The organism is Mycolicibacterium neoaurum, assembly GCF_036946495.1.
Lineage (GTDB): Bacteria > Actinomycetota > Actinomycetes > Mycobacteriales > Mycobacteriaceae > Mycobacterium > Mycobacterium neoaurum_B.
In genome coordinates, this window is record NZ_JAQIIX010000002.1 from 3,251,712 (window position 1) to 3,264,571 (window position 12,860).

General features: G+C 66.9%; 19 protein-coding genes. 12 read left to right on the forward strand and 7 right to left on the reverse strand.

Going from position 1 to position 12,860, the window contains the following annotated elements; translation table 11 throughout:
* The first annotated feature begins 43 nt into the window (after positions 1–43).
* Positions 44–1,381: an L-lysine 6-transaminase gene (gene lat / locus PGN27_RS21015; RefSeq protein WP_335327851.1), complete on the forward strand. Its 1,338-nt coding sequence runs from the start codon at positions 44–46 to the stop codon at positions 1,379–1,381.
* Here the strand turns inward: lat and PGN27_RS21020 are convergent, their stop codons facing one another.
* Positions 1,382–1,918 carry a restriction endonuclease gene (locus tag PGN27_RS21020; RefSeq protein ID WP_335327852.1) on the reverse strand — a complete coding sequence of 179 codons (537 nt, stop codon included), beginning with the start codon at positions 1,916–1,918 and terminating at the stop codon, positions 1,382–1,384.
* A 110-nt stretch (positions 1,919–2,028) separates the two neighbouring features.
* On the opposite strand from PGN27_RS21020, the gene PGN27_RS21025 reads away from it, so the two are divergent.
* From PGN27_RS21025 to PGN27_RS21060, 8 genes are all read left to right on the forward strand, one after another.
* Entirely contained in the window at positions 2,029–2,460 is a 432-nt protein-coding gene (locus PGN27_RS21025; protein ID WP_335327853.1) for an SRPBCC domain-containing protein, read from the forward strand.
* A gap of 17 nt (positions 2,461–2,477) precedes the next feature.
* Complete coding sequence (locus tag PGN27_RS21030; RefSeq protein WP_335328805.1) at positions 2,478–2,774, forward strand: ArsR/SmtB family transcription factor; 297 nt, start codon at positions 2,478–2,480, stop codon at positions 2,772–2,774.
* Between the two features lie 20 nt (positions 2,775–2,794).
* Entirely contained in the window at positions 2,795–3,481 is a 687-nt protein-coding gene (locus PGN27_RS21035) for a PAS and ANTAR domain-containing protein (RefSeq protein ID WP_335327854.1), read from the forward strand.
* A 35-nt stretch (positions 3,482–3,516) separates the two neighbouring features.
* Positions 3,517–3,861, forward strand: a complete 345-nt coding sequence (locus PGN27_RS21040; RefSeq protein WP_335327855.1) for a hypothetical protein — start codon at positions 3,517–3,519, stop codon at positions 3,859–3,861.
* 113 nt (positions 3,862–3,974) lie between these two features.
* Complete coding sequence (locus tag PGN27_RS21045; RefSeq protein ID WP_030134786.1) at positions 3,975–4,208, forward strand: hypothetical protein; 234 nt, start codon at positions 3,975–3,977, stop codon at positions 4,206–4,208.
* A complete protein-coding gene (locus tag PGN27_RS21050; protein ID WP_335327856.1) occupies positions 4,205–4,360 on the forward strand; it encodes a hypothetical protein in 156 nt (51 codons plus the stop codon). Before PGN27_RS21045 ends, PGN27_RS21050 begins: the two co-directional genes overlap by 4 nt.
* A 33-nt stretch (positions 4,361–4,393) precedes the next feature.
* Positions 4,394–4,897 carry a DUF6328 family protein gene (locus PGN27_RS21055; RefSeq protein WP_335327857.1) on the forward strand — a complete coding sequence of 168 codons (504 nt, stop codon included), beginning with the start codon at positions 4,394–4,396 and terminating at the stop codon, positions 4,895–4,897.
* 44 nt (positions 4,898–4,941) lie between these two features.
* Positions 4,942–5,928, forward strand: a complete 987-nt coding sequence (locus tag PGN27_RS21060; RefSeq protein WP_335327858.1) for an LLM class F420-dependent oxidoreductase — start codon at positions 4,942–4,944, stop codon at positions 5,926–5,928.
* A gap of 82 nt (positions 5,929–6,010) precedes the next feature.
* On the opposite strand, the gene PGN27_RS21065 is transcribed toward PGN27_RS21060, so the two are convergent.
* Together PGN27_RS21065 and PGN27_RS21070 are read right to left on the reverse strand one after the other, a co-directional pair.
* A complete protein-coding gene (locus PGN27_RS21065) occupies positions 6,011–7,009 on the reverse strand; it encodes a DoxX family protein (protein ID WP_335327859.1) in 999 nt (332 codons plus the stop codon).
* Between the two features lie 63 nt (positions 7,010–7,072).
* Positions 7,073–7,273: a hypothetical protein gene (locus PGN27_RS21070; RefSeq protein WP_335327860.1), complete on the reverse strand. Its 201-nt coding sequence runs from the start codon at positions 7,271–7,273 to the stop codon at positions 7,073–7,075.
* Positions 7,274–7,485: 212 nt separating this feature from the next.
* Between PGN27_RS21070 and PGN27_RS21075 the strand changes: the two genes are divergently transcribed.
* On the forward strand, positions 7,486–7,944 hold the full coding sequence (locus tag PGN27_RS21075) for an ATP-binding protein (RefSeq protein WP_418888631.1): 459 nt from the start codon (positions 7,486–7,488) through the stop codon (positions 7,942–7,944).
* Positions 7,941–8,693: an RNA polymerase sigma factor SigF gene (locus PGN27_RS21080; protein WP_335327862.1), complete on the forward strand. Its 753-nt coding sequence runs from the start codon at positions 7,941–7,943 to the stop codon at positions 8,691–8,693. Before PGN27_RS21075 ends, PGN27_RS21080 begins: the two co-directional genes overlap by 4 nt.
* Here the strand turns inward: PGN27_RS21080 and PGN27_RS21085 are convergent.
* A complete protein-coding gene (locus PGN27_RS21085; protein WP_335327863.1) occupies positions 8,661–9,092 on the reverse strand; it encodes an STAS domain-containing protein in 432 nt (143 codons plus the stop codon). The genes PGN27_RS21080 and PGN27_RS21085 overlap by 33 nt on opposite strands.
* Positions 9,093–9,216: 124 nt before the next feature.
* On the opposite strand from PGN27_RS21085, the gene PGN27_RS21090 reads away from it, so the two are divergent.
* Positions 9,217–9,777, forward strand: coding sequence for a nucleotidyltransferase family protein (locus PGN27_RS21090; protein ID WP_335327864.1), 561 nt, complete (start codon positions 9,217–9,219; stop codon positions 9,775–9,777).
* 11 nt (positions 9,778–9,788) lie between these two features.
* On the opposite strand, the gene PGN27_RS21095 is transcribed toward PGN27_RS21090, so the two are convergent.
* From PGN27_RS21095 to PGN27_RS21105, 3 genes are all read right to left on the reverse strand, one after another.
* Positions 9,789–10,487 carry an SDR family oxidoreductase gene (locus PGN27_RS21095; RefSeq protein WP_335327865.1) on the reverse strand — a complete coding sequence of 233 codons (699 nt, stop codon included), beginning with the start codon at positions 10,485–10,487 and terminating at the stop codon, positions 9,789–9,791.
* 99 nt (positions 10,488–10,586) lie between these two features.
* Complete coding sequence (locus tag PGN27_RS21100; RefSeq protein ID WP_335327866.1) at positions 10,587–10,919, reverse strand: hypothetical protein; 333 nt, start codon at positions 10,917–10,919, stop codon at positions 10,587–10,589.
* Positions 10,920–11,004: 85 nt separating this feature from the next.
* The gene (locus PGN27_RS21105) at positions 11,005–12,804 is read right to left on the reverse strand and encodes an ATP-binding protein (RefSeq protein WP_335327867.1); all 1,800 of its coding nucleotides are present in this window, start codon (positions 12,802–12,804) and stop codon (positions 11,005–11,007) included.
* Positions 12,805–12,860: the final 56 nt, after the last annotated feature.

Consider the following 12,860-nt stretch of genomic DNA (forward strand, 5'->3'; position numbering starts at 1 on the left):
CATCGAGATTATATAACCGTAAATATTGCGTTAGGATCGCGGTATGACCGCTGTTCTGACTTCACCTGCCACCGGCGACCGGGGCGTGACCCCCGACCGGGTTCATGATGTTCTGCGCGCCAGTGTGCTCACCGATGGCATGGATCTGGTGCTCGACCTCGAGGCCTCGCGCGGATCGGTGCTCGTCGATGCCAGGGACGGCAGCCGATATCTGGACATGTTCACGTTCTTCGCATCGTCGGCATTGGGGATGAACCATCCCGCGCTGGCCGATGACACCGCGTTCTGCGCCGAGCTGGCGCAGGCGGCGGTCAACAAGCCGAGCAATTCGGACGTGTACACCGTGCCGATGGCGCGATTCGTCCAGACCTTCGCACGCGTGCTCGGCGATCCGGCATTGCCGCATCTGTTCTTCGTCGACGGGGGAGCGCTGGCGGTGGAGAATGCGCTCAAGGTGGCCTTCGATTGGAAGAGCCGACACAACGAAGCCAACGGGCGAAACCCTGAGCTGGGCACCAAGGTGCTGCACCTGCGCGGGGCCTTCCATGGCCGCAGTGGATACACGTTGTCGCTGACCAATACCGATCCGAACAAGGTGGCGCGGTTTCCCAAGTTCGACTGGCCGCGCATCGACACCCCCTACGTCCGGCCAGGTGTCGATATCGCGGAGTCGGAAGCCGAATCGCTACGCCAGGCCCGGGCCGCCTTCACCGCCCATCCCCACGACATCGCCTGCTTCATCGCCGAACCGGTGCAGGGCGAGGGCGGTGACCGGCACATACGGCCGGAGTTCTTCGCCGCCATGCGCGAGCTGTGCGATGAGTTCGATGCGCTGTTGATCTTCGACGAGGTGCAGACGGGCTGCGGTATCACCGGAACGGCTTGGGCCTACCAGCAATTGGGCGTCTCCCCGGATGTGGTGGCGTTCGGCAAGAAGACCCAGGTGTGTGGCGTGATGGCGGGTCGCCGTGTCGACGATGTCGCCGACAACGTCTTCGCCGTCAGTTCCCGCATCAACTCGACCTGGGGCGGCAACCTGACCGATATGGTGCGGTCGCGCCGCATCCTCGAAGTCATCGAGGCCGAGGGCCTGATCGGGCATGCGGTCGACGCCGGTAGGCACTTGCTTGGCAGGTTGCACTGGCTGGCAACCGAATTCCCCGAGAAAGTGCTCGATCCGCGCGGGCGTGGATTGATGTGTGCATTCAGTCTGCCGTCCGCGGCCGAGCGCGACGAACTGGTGCGCAGGTTGTGGGATAGGCGGGTGATCATGCTGGCCAGCGGGCCGGATTCGGTGCGTTTCCGGCCGGCCCTGACGGTCTCGCTCGCCGAACTCGACGCTGCGGTCGACGCAGTGCGCGATGTGCTGAGTGGGCTGTAGTCAGCGTCTCGGGCCCGCGAGATCGCGGATCGCACCTTTCAGCCGGGGGAGCTCGGCGCCGCCGACCAACGTGCAACCGTGCCGCTCGGCGAGTTTCCGCGCTGCCGGGGTGAAATCGTTGTTCGTGACCACCATGGTGTGCGTGCAATCCTGCATGGCGGCACCGGCAACCACTTCCTGAACCGCCCCGGTGCCCACCGGTCGTGCCACTCGCTTGCACTGGATGGCGAGGCGGTCCGGGCGTCTGCCGACGATCAGGTCGACCCCCCAGTCACCGGTCGCGGAGGTCATGATCACCGATACGCCGCAGGACCGCGCAACCCGGGCCACGTAATCCTCGAATTCAACTCCGGACATGGTGTCGATCGGATTCTCACCGGCTGCGGGTGTGCGCAGCCCGGTCAGGAAATGCGGCACCGCGGCGGCCAGTAGCGCAGCGGCCAACCCCGCGCCGACAGCGGTGATCGCACTGGAGCCGCAGAGCAGCGCCGTCCCGCCGGCGAGGATGCCGATGATGAGCAAGGTCGTCGGGCGCACGAGCGGATCTTAGGAGGGCACTCTGACATGCAACTCAGGGGTTGCGGTTCCTGTCGACAATGTGCAACTCTGTAGTTGCACATTGCTGGAGCAACACAAGGAGCAACGCCATGACCGGCCCACTCGAGATCGCCCGAACCGTCGACATCGCCGCAACTCCGGCTGCGGTGTGGGCCGCGCTCACAGAGCAAGACCTGATTGCCCAATGGTTCGGAGACAGCGCCGAATTGGACCCGGTGCCCGGGGGCGTCGGGTACTTCGGCTGGTCCACACACGGCCGTTTTCGGGTGGTGGTCGAGCAGATCGATGCGCCGCGATTGCTGGTCTACCGGTGGGCTCGCGAGGCCGACGTGGACCCGGTGCCGGGAAATTCCACCGTCGTACGCTTCGAGCTCACGCCGACCGCGGGCGGAACGCGACTTTCGCTGGTGGAGAGCGGGTTCGACGAACTGGACGACCCCGCGACCGCGCATGCCGACAACACCGGAGGTTGGCAGACCGAACTCGACGACCTCGTGCGGATGCTCGGAGTCGCGGCGTGACGGGCGCGCCTCCGGTCATGCTCGCCGTGCTGGCCGATGACACGCGTTGGCGCATCCTGACCGAACTCGGCTCGGCCGACATGTCCGCCAGCGCACTGGCGACCCTATTGCCGGTGAGCAGGCAGGCGATCGCCAAACATCTTTCGGTGCTCTCGGATGCGGGCTTGGTGGAGGCGGTTCCTGTCGGGCGGGAGATCCGCTATCGGGCCCTGGGGGCGAAATTGAGCGCGCTGGGTGCGCAGCTGATCGCAATCGGTCAGCAATGGGATCGTCGCCTGATGGCGATCAAGCGCATCGCCGAAGGACTGTCGTAGCAGGCATAATCCGATGTGAGATGACCGATGACGGACCAGACGAGCAACCGGCGGTCGAGCGTGTGCTCGCCGATGGGGGACCTCGTCGCGTCGGTTGGTACCGGTTCTACTTCGCCGACGATCGATGGGAATGGTCGCCGGAAGTCGAGCGTATGCACGGCTACGAGCCGGGCACCGCACGGCCGACGACCGAGTTGGTGCTCGTGCACAAGCATCCCGACGACTGCGGTCAGGTCGCCGCGACACTGGACGAGGTTCGCCGCACCGCAACCGCTTTCAGCACCCGGCACCGCATCGTCGACACGCACGGCGATACCCATGACGTCGTGGTGGTCGGCGACCGGTTGTTCGACGAGTCAAGGCATACCGTCATCGGCAGCCACGGGTTCTATATAGACCTGACGCCCCCGCGGGCAACACGCTCGCGCGAGCAGCAGAACCAGGTGAGCGAGGCGGTCGTCGAGATCACCGAGGCGCGCAGCGGTATCGAACAGGCCAAGGGCATGCTGATGCTCGTCTACCGGATCGGCGAGGATGCCGCCTTCGAACTGTTGCGATGGCGCTCACAGGAAACCAACACCCGACTGAAGTCGCTGGCGCAGCAGCTGGTCAAGGATTTCCTCGAACTCGATTACCACGAGCAACTCCCACATCGCAGCGTGTATGACCGGCTGTTACTGACCGCACATCTGCGCGCCGATTGCTGACGTTTGCCGCAGGCGGTGCCGGGCAATCCGGCGGCATGTCCATGCGAGATGCACCGGAAACCCGATCCGCGATCCGATTCGGCGTCGTCGCCGCGGTCGTGGGGGTGCTGTTCCTGATCATCGCCGCCGTTCTTGCCCGCGGATGCGATGGTCTCGTCACCGATTCGGCCGCGTGCGGACGCCCACAACGTCTGGCGCTGGCGCTCGGGGCGCCGGTCATCCTGTTCGCGGCGGGCGTCCGCGCATTCGTGCGTACCTATCGGATATGGAAGAGCAACGGCTCGTGGTGGGCCTGGCAGGGGGCCGGTTGGTTCCTGATGCTGTTGATGCTGCTCGTCCTGACGATGGGGCTGCCGGCCATCGGTGGATTCGGCAGCTGATCGTCGCCGACTGCGCCCCGAACCACCAAGGATCGGCGTTTGACGCCGTCGTCAGCAGGGTATTCCGCCGGTGCAATCGATCAACCTGCAACCGATATGCGACGGAGGATCCCATGGGGCGTGGACTCATCGGCACGGTGGTGCTGGTCTGGTTGTTGATCGGAGTGTTCGCCGCCTGGCAGCGCGATTACTTCGCCGGTGGTGAAACGAATTGCGCTACGGCGGGTTCCATTGCGCTGACCGTTGTCGCGGGCCCGCTCAACTATGCCGGTGTCAATCCGAAGGTCACGGATTGCCGCCTGCCGCAACCGAGTTCGATGGGAACCATGGAAGTGAGGGTGTCATGATAATTCTCGGAGCAATGCTGCTGATCCTGGGATTCGTACTCAACGTCTACCTGCTGTGGGTCGCCGGCGTGGTCCTGCTGGTCGCCGGCGCGGTCTTCTGGCTGCTGGGTTCCATCGGTCGCCCGGTGGCGGGTCGGCGTGCCTGGTACTGACGCCGGAGCGCGGTCGACGCGTGGCGGCCGGAGATGGACAGCCTGGAGGGCGACCGTCGCTGGAACGAGGCGGCTCGGCACGAGACGAGCACGCAAAGGCTGGACCGTAACTGGTCCAGCCTTTTGCAGGAGCTACGGGTGGTGCAGACCGGTGTCCAGTTGCTCACCGGCCTACTGCTGACACTGCCGTTCCATGATCGATTCGAAGGTCTGCCGGCCGAACTGCGGAGCGTCTACCTGGCGACGGTGTCATGCTCCATCGCCGCCACGGTGCTGTTGATCGCCCCCATCGGCATCCACCGGGCGATGTTCCGCAGGCATCGGCTCGACATCGTCGTCACCACCGCGCACCGGCTTTCCTATGCCGGAATCGTGTTTCTCGCACTGACTTTGGCCGGTGTGATGGTGCTGATTTTCGGAGCGGTGGGTAATCTGCAGGCCGGCATCGTGGCCGGATCGGTCACCGCGTTGGCCATCGCACTCTTCTGGGTGGGCCTGCCGCTGTGGTCGCGGATGCGGGCCGGGCCACCGGACTGAGCGAGGCAGTTTGTCGGTCCGGGCGCTCGGGTATGCGGAGGTCCATGACGCGATTCGGATACACCTTGATGACCGAGCAGACCGGACCGAAAGAGCTTGTGAGGTATGCAGTCTCTGCCGAGCAAGCGGGTTTCGATTTCGAGGTCTGCAGCGACCATTTCAGCCCGTGGTTGACCAGCCAGGGGCACGCCCCCAATGCATGGGCGGTCCTGGGGGCGGTCGCGGCGATGACCGAGCGGGTGGGCCTCTATTCCTTCGTAACCTGCCCCACCATGCGCTATCACCCGGCGGTGGTCGCCCAGCAAGCGGCGACCGTGCAGATCCTGGCCGACGGCCGCTTCACCCTCGGCCTGGGCAGCGGTGAGAATCTCAACGAGCACATCATCGGCGCGGGGTGGCCGGCGGCGCCGCGCCGCCTGGACATGCTCGCCGAGGCCATCAAGATCATCCGCGAACTGCTCGGTGGTGACCTCGTGGACTTCCACGGCGATTACTTCTCAGTAGATTCCGCGCGCATCTGGGATGTACCCGACGACCCCGTCGAGATCGGTGTGTCGATCACCGGCGACCGGACGATCGACACGTTGGGGGTGCTCGCCGACCATCTGATCAACACCGCCCCCGACAGCGATGTCGTCGAGAGTTGGAAGCGGGTCCGCCAGCCGATGGGTCTTCCCGAGGGGAAGGTGGTGGGACAGCTGCCGATCTGTTGGGATCCCGACCGTGATGCCGCGGTAGCGCGTGCCCATGATCAGTTCCGGTGGTTCGCCGGCGGATGGTCGGTCAACGCCGATCTGCCGACACCGGCCGGATTCGCGGGAGCGACCCAGTTCGTCCGACCGGAGGATGTCGCGGATGCCATTCCGTGTGGGCCCGATCTCGATCCGATCGTGGAGGCGGTAGGCGAATATGCCAAGGCCGGTTTCACCGATGTGGCGCTCATCCAGATCGGCGGGGACAGCCAGGATTCCTTCTTCGCCGAGGCCGCGGGACCCCTGCTGTCGGCGTTGCGATCGGAGTGGGGTGACTGATCCGAAGCGGCCGTGCAGCAACGAGATCCGGCCGGATGCGCTGATCGCGCGTCCGGCCGGATTCAGGTGATTCTCTGGCGCATCACACCTTGTTGCGCGCCCATCTCCACCGCGACTTGACCTCGTCGCCGCCGCGGTCCAGCGCCGTCTCGGCCAACTCCGCGCTGCGCCGGCGGGCCTCAGCGGCCAGCGGAGCACCGCGCTCGGCTGCCCGCTCCAGTGCCGCGGCGCTGCGGTCCAGTGCGGTCTCGGCCAGTTCGGCGCTACGCTCCCTGGCCTTCTTGGCCACCGGCGCGCTCTTCTCGGCACCGCGTTCCAGGGCCGCGGCACTGCGGTCCAGCGCCGTCTCGGCCAGTTCGGCGCCCCGCTTACGGGCCTTTTTGGCGATCGGCGCGCTCTTCTCGGCGCCCTTGTAGAGGGCCGCAGCCCCGCGATCGTAGGCCGTCCCCAACGACTCGGCCGCGGTCTCGAACGCCGAGGCCGCCAGCGGCACCCCGCGCTCAAGTGCGCTGTCGGCGAGCTCGCGGCCTCGCTCGACACCGACGTGCAGACCGTGCCCGAGCCGGTCGGCGAGTTCGGAATCCAGGATCGAGTCATCGGACCCGGGCAGCCGTTCGGAGACCGCCTGGACGACCTTGCGCCCGGCGCGACGTCCGCGCCAACCCAAGGACGGCTTACCTGCGGTGTCGGCCGAGGCCAGCACCAGGCCGCCGATCAGGCTGACGTCGGTCAGGAATGCCCGTCGCTTCTCGGCCTTGAGAGCGGGGTCGGTTTCCTCCCAGAACATGTGTCGGCCCAGGTTGGCCGGGATCACCGTCGCCGCCAGCACCGCGGCGGCGACACGCGGGACCTTCCCGGTCGCGAGCAGCAGACCGCCACCGATCTGGGCGGCCGCGGTGATGCGGGCGACCGTCATCGGATCATCGGGGACCTTCTGGGACACCGACTCGGGCAGCGACTGCAGACCGTCCAATGTGGGCTGGACGACCTCGGCCGCGGGTTTGACGTCCCGGAGGGCCTCGATTCCCTGACCGATGAACGCGGCGGACAACAACGGGCGGGCAATTCTGCGTACCAACATGCGGGTCAATGTTCCCCCCACACCTGGGTGGCAAACCACCGCGAGCCAGGAGGCCCTACCTACTCAGTAGCCGTCCCGGTCTTCGTCGTCGAGGTCGACCTCCACCGACTGTTCCTGCCAATCGGCGTCGGGGGTCTCAAGGGATGGCACAGCGATCTGTCCGGCGGCGTCGACGTCGACATCGGGACCGGCGTCGACGGCGTCGCGGGACTGTTCGACGGCATCGGCAACGGGTACGTCATCGGGCACATACGGAGTACTCATGCGTGCCGATTACCCGTGGTGCGCAACGGGAAACCGGCTGCGACCGTGGTTTGGCGACGCGTGGACGCCGGGTACTGCCCACCGCATGCGTTACTCATGTGAACGAGGAGCCGAGCTCACCGCGGATCATGCTGACCGCCCCCACGGCGCGCTGGTAGGAGGTGGTTCCGTTGGTTAGCCACAATGCTGCGTGGGGTAACCTCCCAGCGGACATGCCGGGAGGTCAGATGGTGCAGCAGGGTACGGACGCGGATGCAGCCGCGACAGATGGTGATCGGTCGGTGGAGCTCCGGGTTGCCGCAACCCTGGAAAACCTCGCGGTGCTGCGCGTGCTGATCGCCGCAGCGGCCACCTTCGAGGATCTCGACTTCGATGCCGTGTCCGACCTCCGACTGGCGGTCGATGAGGCCTGCACGCGGCTGGTGAAGGCCGCGATACCGCACTCGCCGCTGGTCGTGTCCGTCCAGCCGCGCGAGGATGCCGTCGTCATCACCGCGTCGGCGACCTGCCGCAGCGAAGAGGATGCCATCGTCGCGCCGGGCAGCTTCAGCTGGCATGTGCTCAGCTCGCTGACCGACGAGGTCAACACGTTCTCTGATGGCCAGCACGGCGATGGCGGTCAGATATTCGGGATATCGCTCATTGCCAGGCGAGCGAGTTTGTTGCAGTGAACTCGGAATACGCCGACGTCATCGAGATGTTTCGCGTACTCGGCGAACTGAGCGATGGGTCGGCAGAGTACGAGCGGCAGCGCGAACGCATCGTCACCCGCTGCCTGCCGCTGGCCGACCACATCGCCAGGCGCTTCGAGGGCCGCGGCGAGGCGCGGGACGATCTGGTCCAGGTCGCCCGCGTAGGACTCGTCAATGCGGTGAATCGGTTCGACGTGGAGGCCGGTTCGGATTTCGCGTCCTATGCGGTGCCCACGATCATGGGCGAGGTGCGCAGGCACTTCCGGGACAACGGCTGGTCGGTCAAGGTTCCTCGCCGGCTCAAGGAATTGCACCTGCGCCTCGGTGCCGCCACGGCGGAGATGTCGCAGCGTCTGGGCCGGGCGCCCACCCCCTCGGAGTTGGCCGCCGAACTGGACATGGACCGCGAAGAGGTGGTCGAGGGCCTGATCGCGGGCAGCTCGTACAACACGCTGTCGATCGACAGCGGTGGTTCGGGTGACGACGAGGCGCCGGCCATCGCCGATACCCTCGGCTCACAGGACGATGCGCTCGACCAGATCGAGAATCGCGAGGCGCTGCGTCCACTGCTGTCTAAGCTGCCCGAACGCGAGCGTACGGTCCTGGTGCTGCGCTTCTTCGAGTCCATGACACAGTCCCAGATCGCCGAGCGGGTCGGCATCTCGCAGATGCATGTGTCGCGGCTGTTGGCTCGCTCACTGGCCAAACTGCGGGACGAGCTGCAGTAGCGGCTGTCCCTGGAGGTGGCCTGCGGCCTCGGTGGTGGTCTCGGCGGTGGGCAGAACACCGTCGGGATCGCAGATCCCCAGTAGACGCCGCACCGCGGCACTGGGAACCAGTACCCAGCGGGCATCCTTGCCCGCGGCCGTCACGCTGATGGTGTGCAACATCGAGAATGCTTCTGTGCCAAAGAAATCGATGCCGGCCAGGTCGACGATCAGCTGGTCGGTGTGCGCCAGGTGGGTGAGCGCATATCCGCTGAACTCCCGAGCATTGGCGGCGTCGAGTTGCCCGTAGACCTCGACGACGGTCATGGACGGCGGCATGTGGCGGACGGTATAGACGGCGGTGCCACGCGCCGCGCGCGGCGGGGACAGCGCGATGGCGATGTTGTCTGGCGTGGTCATGGCGGCTCCGACAGTCGGAATCGGTAGGCTGCGGGCTCAACCTGACCTGACACTACGCCTGATTTGTCTGGTCGGACACGTCCCCGCCGAATCCGGTGGCAGCCGCCACCGGCAGACTGGACGGATGGCCTTGCGATACGCAGCCGGAGTGGTACTGGCCGCCGGTGCCGGCACACGTTTCGGGATGCCGAAAGTGCTTGCCGCCGAAGGAGCGTGGTTGGCCGGCGCGGTCACCGCGTTGCACGACGGTGGGTGCGGTGAGGTGTTCGTGGTGCTCGGTGCCGCCCGCACGCACGTGCCGGCACCGGCACACACGGTTCTCGCACAGGACTGGGCGCAGGGGCTTTCGGCCTCGCTGCGCGCCGGACTTGCGGCCGCATCGCGATACGACGTCGATCACGTCGTCATCAGCCTGGTCGACACCCCGGACATCGGCGCCGATGTGGTGCGTCGGGTTCTGGCTGCCGCGGCCGGCTCGACATCGGGATTGGCCAGGGCGGTCTTCGCTGGTCGGCCGGGCCACCCCGTCGTCATCGCCCAGCGGCACTGGCCGGCGCTGATCGAGCAACTCGCCGGGGATGTCGGCGCCGGGCCCTTCCTTCGGTCCCGCGATGATGTCGTCGAGGTGGAATGTGGTGACCTGGCCACCGGCGCCGATATCGACGTTGTTCAGCGGAAGGTGTAGCCGCCGTCGGGTTAGAGCGTCGAACCGGTCGTGACGCGGCTGCTGAGCAGGTAGACGATGGTATGGGCGATCTCGTCCTCGGTGGCCAGCCGCCCGATCGTGGAGGCGGCCCGGTAGCTGTCGAAGGCGGCGTCGCGGTCGGCGGCCGACCGGGTGCTCCAGAGATGTCCGTCGACGGTGCCGGGGGCGATGGCGTTGACCGTGATCGGGGCGAGTTCGACGGCCAAGCCGCGGGCCAGACCCTCGATGGCCGCGTTGACCGCGGAGTAGGCGGGTGCGACGGCGGCGGGCCGGGTACCGGCGGCCCCGGACATCAGCACGATTGCGGCGTCCGCCGCCAGGATGGGTAGCGCCGCCTTGACGACGCGGTACTGACCCCAGAATTTGGATTCGAACGCGGTACCCGCCTGCGAGACGGTCAGGGTGCGCATCGGACCGGTGATGTAGTCGGCGGCCGTGGTGAGCAGACCGTGCGCCACCTCGACATGGTCGAAGAACTCCTCGACCGAGCGTTGATCGGCGGTGTCGATGCGATGCCACCTAGCCGCCGGGCCCAGCGCATCGGCCGTCGCGGTCAGCCTGTCGATACTGCGCCCGCCGAGGATGACCGTGCCGCCACCGGCGACGACGCGCCGCGCGGTGGCAAGCCCGATACCCGATCCGCCGCCGACCAGGACGATCGTGCGGCCGGTGAAGTCCGCGTCCGACATGTCTCCACCGTATGGCCCGGTATCGGCCGCACCGGCCCGGCACCGCGTGCGGGCCCGTGCCTGCCAGCGCATTCCCGGCGAATCATCCTGCGCTGAAGGTCAGGTGTGCACTTCCAGGCCGAGCGCGGCCGAGGCGTAGCGGCGCACGGTGTCCTCGGAGATGGCCGCGACGTCCTCGAACCCCGGCCTGGCCCGACTGGACATGTAGCCAGAGACCGGATCCAGGGCGATCTCGGCAAGCATCTCCCCGGTGGTGGGTTCACACACCGCCCACGTGTAGCGGGTGTCATCGGCCCAGCCGTCGGCCGCGTCGTGGACATAGTCGAGGTCGTCCTCACCCATATCGGTCAGGGCGGGTCGGTCGTCGACGCGGTCGTCACAGCGCAGCCCGCGCAGATACCACTGGCCATTGTTGATCTCGACGGGTTCCATTGCAGCCTCCCGGAAAAGCCGAATGGCCACCTGCTGCACAGGATCGGTGAGAATCCGTGCAACAAGTGGCCACTGGGCGGGTTGTCTAGTCCTTGATCTCGGCGATCACGGTGCCCTGGGTGATGGCCGCACCGGCCTCCACCGCCAGGCCGGTGATGGTGCCGTCCTTGTGCGCGGTCACCGGGTTCTCCATCTTCATGGCCTCCAGGACCACGACCAGATCACCGGCGGAGACCTGCTGGCCCTCCTCGACGGCCACCTTGACGACGGTGCCCTGCATGGGTGCGGTCACCGAGTCGCCGGAGGCCGCGGCGCCGCCGCCACCGCCACGCTTGCGGGGCTTGGGCTTCTTACGGACAGCACCGTGGGCGGCTCCGCCGGCGCCGCCACCCAAGGCCAGGTCACCAGGCAGCGAGACCTCCAGGCGGCGCCCGCCGACCTCGACCACGACGGTCTGCCGGGGCAGGGTGTCGTCTTCCTCGATCGGCTCGCCACCGGTGAACGGCTCGACGGTGTTGTCCCACTCGGTCTCGATCCAGCGGGTGTGCACGTCGAACTTCTCGCCGTCACCGATGAAGGCGGGGTCGGCGGTCACGGCGCGGTGGAACGGGATGACTGTCGCCAGGCCTTCGACGTTGAACTCGGCCAGTGCGCGGCGCGAACGGGCCAGCGCCTCTTCGCGGGTGGCGCCGGTGACGATGAGCTTGGCCAGCATCGAGTCGAACTGGCCGCCGATGACCGATCCGCTCTCCACGCCGGAGTCCATCCGCACACCGGGACCGGTGGGCGGTTCGAACTTGGTGACCGGGCCGGGGGCGGGCAGGAAGCCGCGGCCGGCATCCTCACCGTTGATGCGGAACTCGAACGAGTGCCCGCGCGGGGTGGGATCCTCGGTGATGTCGAGGGCCTCGCCATTGGCGATCTTGAACTGCTGCAGAACCAGGTCGATGCCCGAGGTCTCCTCGGTCACCGGGTGTTCCACCTGCAGGCGGGTGTTGACCTCAAGGAAGGAGATCAGACCGTCCTGGCCGACCAGGTACTCCACGGTGCCCGCACCGTAGTAACCGGCTTCCTTGCAGATGCGCTTGGCGGACTCGTGGATCTCCTTGCGCTGCGCCTCGGTGAGGAAAGGCGCCGGGGCCTCCTCGACGAGCTTCTGGAAGCGGCGCTGCAGCGAGCAGTCGCGGGTGCCCGCGACGACGACGTTGCCGTGGGTGTCGGCGATGACCTGGGCCTCGACGTGGCGCGGCTTGTCCAGGTAGCGCTCCACGAAGCACTCGCCACGACCGAAGGCCGCCACGGCCTCACGGGTGGCCGAGTCGAACAGCTCGGGGATCTCTTCGAGGGTGCGGGCGACCTTCATGCCGCGGCCACCGCCACCGAAGGCGGCCTTGATGGCGATGGGCAGGCCGTGCTCCTTGGCGAACGCCAGGATCTCGTCGGCGTCCTTGACGGGGTCGGGGGTGCCGGGGACAAGGGGAGCGTTGGCGCGCGCGGCGATGTGGCGGGCGGTGACCTTGTCACCGAGGTCGCGGATGGACTGCGGGCTCGGCCCGATCCAGATCAGCCCGGCGTCCAGGACGGCCTGGGCGAAATCGGCGTTCTCCGAGAGGAAGCCGTAACCCGGGTGGATGGCGTTGGCACCGGACTTCTCGGCGGCGTCGAGCAACTTCTCGAAAACCAGATAGGACTCCGCCGAGGTCTGGCCGCCCAGTGCAAAGGCCTCGTCGGCCAGCCGAACGTGGGGTGCGTCGGCATCCGGCTCGGCGTACACGGCCACGCTGGCGAGGCCGGCATCCTTGGCGGCTCGGATCACACGGACGGCGATCTCACCGCGGTTGGCCACGAGGACCTTGGAGATCTTCGAGCTGGCGTGACTTGGCACTGCGCCTCCTGGTGGCATCTTCTCTAAGAAACGTCTTTAAGAATGTATCGGGCGAA

What these genes read in the sequence shown, in the direction of transcription:
- lat (WP_335327851.1), top strand. Translation starts at nt 44, where the DNA reads ATGACCGCTGTTCTGACTTCACCTGCCACCGGCGACCGGGGCGTGACC.
- PGN27_RS21025 (WP_335327853.1), top strand. Translation starts at nt 2,029, where the DNA reads ATGACCGGCCCACTCGAGATCGCCCGAACCGTCGACATCGCCGCAACT.
- PGN27_RS21030 (WP_335328805.1), top strand. Translation starts at nt 2,478, where the DNA reads ATGCTCGCCGTGCTGGCCGATGACACGCGTTGGCGCATCCTGACCGAA.
- PGN27_RS21035 (WP_335327854.1), top strand. Translation starts at nt 2,795, where the DNA reads ATGACCGATGACGGACCAGACGAGCAACCGGCGGTCGAGCGTGTGCTC.
- PGN27_RS21040 (WP_335327855.1), top strand. Translation starts at nt 3,517, where the DNA reads ATGTCCATGCGAGATGCACCGGAAACCCGATCCGCGATCCGATTCGGC.
- PGN27_RS21045 (WP_030134786.1), top strand. Translation starts at nt 3,975, where the DNA reads ATGGGGCGTGGACTCATCGGCACGGTGGTGCTGGTCTGGTTGTTGATC.
- PGN27_RS21050 (WP_335327856.1), top strand. Translation starts at nt 4,205, where the DNA reads ATGATAATTCTCGGAGCAATGCTGCTGATCCTGGGATTCGTACTCAAC.
- PGN27_RS21055 (WP_335327857.1), top strand. Translation starts at nt 4,394, where the DNA reads ATGGACAGCCTGGAGGGCGACCGTCGCTGGAACGAGGCGGCTCGGCAC.
- PGN27_RS21060 (WP_335327858.1), top strand. Translation starts at nt 4,942, where the DNA reads ATGACGCGATTCGGATACACCTTGATGACCGAGCAGACCGGACCGAAA.
- PGN27_RS21065 (WP_335327859.1), bottom strand. Translation starts at nt 7,009, where the DNA reads ATGTTGGTACGCAGAATTGCCCGCCCGTTGTTGTCCGCCGCGTTCATC.
- PGN27_RS21070 (WP_335327860.1), bottom strand. Translation starts at nt 7,273, where the DNA reads ATGAGTACTCCGTATGTGCCCGATGACGTACCCGTTGCCGATGCCGTC.
- PGN27_RS21075 (WP_418888631.1), top strand. Translation starts at nt 7,486, where the DNA reads ATGCCGGGAGGTCAGATGGTGCAGCAGGGTACGGACGCGGATGCAGCC.
- PGN27_RS21085 (WP_335327863.1), bottom strand. Translation starts at nt 9,092, where the DNA reads ATGACCACGCCAGACAACATCGCCATCGCGCTGTCCCCGCCGCGCGCG.
- PGN27_RS21090 (WP_335327864.1), top strand. Translation starts at nt 9,217, where the DNA reads ATGGCCTTGCGATACGCAGCCGGAGTGGTACTGGCCGCCGGTGCCGGC.
- PGN27_RS21095 (WP_335327865.1), bottom strand. Translation starts at nt 10,487, where the DNA reads ATGTCGGACGCGGACTTCACCGGCCGCACGATCGTCCTGGTCGGCGGC.
- PGN27_RS21100 (WP_335327866.1), bottom strand. Translation starts at nt 10,919, where the DNA reads ATGGAACCCGTCGAGATCAACAATGGCCAGTGGTATCTGCGCGGGCTG.